The 2812-nt window shown below is 41.2% G+C and carries 1 protein-coding gene; it reads left to right on the forward strand.

Annotated features, from left to right (window positions below):
• The first annotated feature begins 110 nt into the window (after positions 1-110).
• On the forward strand, positions 111-680 hold the full coding sequence (locus tag ACFO9Q_RS10840) for a hypothetical protein (protein WP_379181723.1): 570 nt from the start codon (positions 111-113) through the stop codon (positions 678-680).
• Positions 681-2812: the final 2132 nt, after the last annotated feature.

Below are 2812 nucleotides of genomic sequence, written 5' to 3' on the forward strand. Positions count from 1 at the left end.
ACACATCCATCTCCCTAAGATAAGAGCTATCTAAGGGAGATGGACGTCGTGAATACCAGAACGTTATATGAAAGGGATGCAATACATTTATCATAAAGAAGGTGCCTAATTTGTTTGGATTATTTAAGAAGAAGGTCACTCCATTTGATAAACAACTTATAAAATTATCTGAATTAGGAATTTCATTAAACCCCGGAATCCAGCCAGATGCATTATTTGAAGAACACTCTCAAAAAGAGTTTGAGGAAGATCCATATCAATTGTTACTAATCTCTCTTGGTGGTGAGATCTTTAAAGATGACAAGTTTTTTATTACCTCAGATTCCATCTGGCATTTAGATACAGAGTGTATTGAGGATCATGGTGATTATATTGCAATTATTGAGAGATTAAAGAAGTTGACTAAACTCGATGTTAAAGCTATCAAGGATTTTATAGATATAGAGAATGAAATTGCTTGGGTATCATTTGAATTTAATAACAATAAAATTAAATGGAATTTAAGAGTCGATGATGATTGGATAGACCCTATTATTTTTAATAATTTTTCAGATTTACTTGAGGATAAGACTTCTAAGAGAATAGTTATTTCAACACTAGGTCAAGATTGTCTAATTACATACTTAACAGAATTACAATTGAAAGAAATAAACAGACTCGTTAAATATCAGTTCAAATAAATTTTGAAAGTAAGTCGAAGAAGGCTTCCCCATCATATAACACAATATTCACGCTTCGGGCCATTCGGCCCTCGGTCCGGACCGAAGAAGAAGAGCCGCGGGTAACACAGTCCGGACACACCTGCAAGGCTAAGTGGCGGAGCCACCCGGCTTCCTGGTCGCTTCGCTTGACCAGGATTGCAGCTTAAGCCTTTCGGCGTCGTGAATACAAGAACGTTATCTGAAACTCCTGAAGTAACACAAATGAGAGACACCCATCAGCAACCGTCCGGGAAACAAGTGTACGGTTGCTGAACGCAAGATCTAATTCATGAGGCATCGGAGTGCCTCATGACGGTTTTCTCCCCTCCCCCTAAACACCAAAAAAGAATAAACACTGGGACTTCAACATGACTAAGAAATTAAATAGATTAAATAGTTAGTTGGAGAAGGGTGCGACTTCGGTAGAACGTTACGCCAGCCGTTAGAATAAGGAGACAAGTTGGAGTCGCCGTAGAATAAATAAATGAAATAAAAAGAATGGAATTAAAAAAATGAACCAAATAATTAATTGGAGCGTCCAGTTACTTCGGCAGAACGTTACGGCAAACGGTAGAATAAAGAGTTGTGTTCGAGCCGCCGTATTTAAAGAATGAATGAATAAAAGGAATCTAAAAGAAGCGAAAGAAATCAATTCAAAAGAAGGGGGAGGGGAGAAAACCTAACAATAAGATCTTGCTTGGGCATATCAAAACGGAGCATCAGATAACACAGTATTCACGCATCGGGGCATTCGCCCCTCGGTCCGGATCCGATGAAGAAGAGCCGCGGGTAACACAGTCCGGACACACCTGCAAGGCTAAGTGGCGGAGCCACCCGGCAAACTGGTCGCTTCGCTTGACCAGAACTGCAGCTTAAGCCTTTCGGCGTCGTGAATACAAGAACGTTATCTGAAACTCCTGAAGTAACACAATGAAGAGAGACTCATCCGAAATCGTCCAGGAAAATAGTGGACGGTTTCGGATCGCAAGATCTGATTCATGAGGCAGTGGAAAGGCCTCATGACGGTTTTCTCCCCTCCCCCTAAACACAAAAAAAGAATAAACACTGGGACAAAACATGACTAAGAAATTAAATAGATTAAATAGTTAGTTGGAGAAGGGTGCGACTTCGGTAGAACGTTACGCCAGCCATTAGAATAAGGAGACAAGTTGGAGTCGCCGTAGAATAAATAAATGAAATAAAAAGAATGGAATTGAAAAAATTAACCAAATAGTTAATTGGAGCGTCCAGTTACTTCGGCAGAACGTTACGGCAAACGGTAGAATAAAGAGTTGTGTTCGAGTCGCCGTATTTAAAGAATGAATGAATAAAAGAAATCTAAAAGAAGCGAAAGAAATCAATTCAAAAGAAGGGGGGAGGAGAGAAAACCTAACAATAAGATCTTGCTTGGGCATATCAAAACGGAGCATCAGATAACACAGTATTCACGCATCGGGGCATTCGCCCCTCGGTCCGGATCCGATGAAGAAGAGCCGCGGGTAACACAGTCCGGACACACCTGCAAGGCTAAGTGGCGGAGCCACCCGGCGGACTGGTCGCTTCGCTTGACCAGGATTGCAGCTTAAGCCTTTCGGCGTCGTGAATACAAGAACGTTATGTGCAATTTGACCCGAAGATACAGCGAGTTAAAGATTAGGTTATGCGTACAACGAGAGCCATCTTAAGCTAGGAAGAACATGAAGTATTTCAGGTTCGAGGGATCTAGGGACAGCGTGATCGGCAATTAAAGAGAGACAAAAGACATAAAGGGATATATTTTGAAAGCGGAAGGTGCCTGAAAGTAGAAGAGATGAAGAGAATATTTTTGGAAGCAATAGTTGCCTGAAAGTAGAAGAGAAGAAGAGAGTATTTTGGAAGCGTTAGGTGCCTGAATGTAGAAGAGAAGAAGAGCATATTTTGGAAGCGTTAGGTGCCTGAAAGTAGAAGAGAGGAAGAGATTATTTTGGAAGGGTTAGGTGCCTGGAAGTAGAAGAGAGGAAGAGAATATTTTTGGAAGCGTTAGGTGCCTGAAAGTAGAAGGGAAGAAGAGAGTATTTAGGAAGCGGTAGGTGCCTGAAAGTAGAAGGGATGAAGAGAATATTTTAGGAAGC

Origin of the sequence: Paenibacillus sp. GCM10023252, assembly GCF_042653305.1 — a bacterium.
In the GTDB taxonomy this organism is placed as follows: Bacteria; Bacillota; Bacilli; order Paenibacillales; family Paenibacillaceae; genus Pristimantibacillus.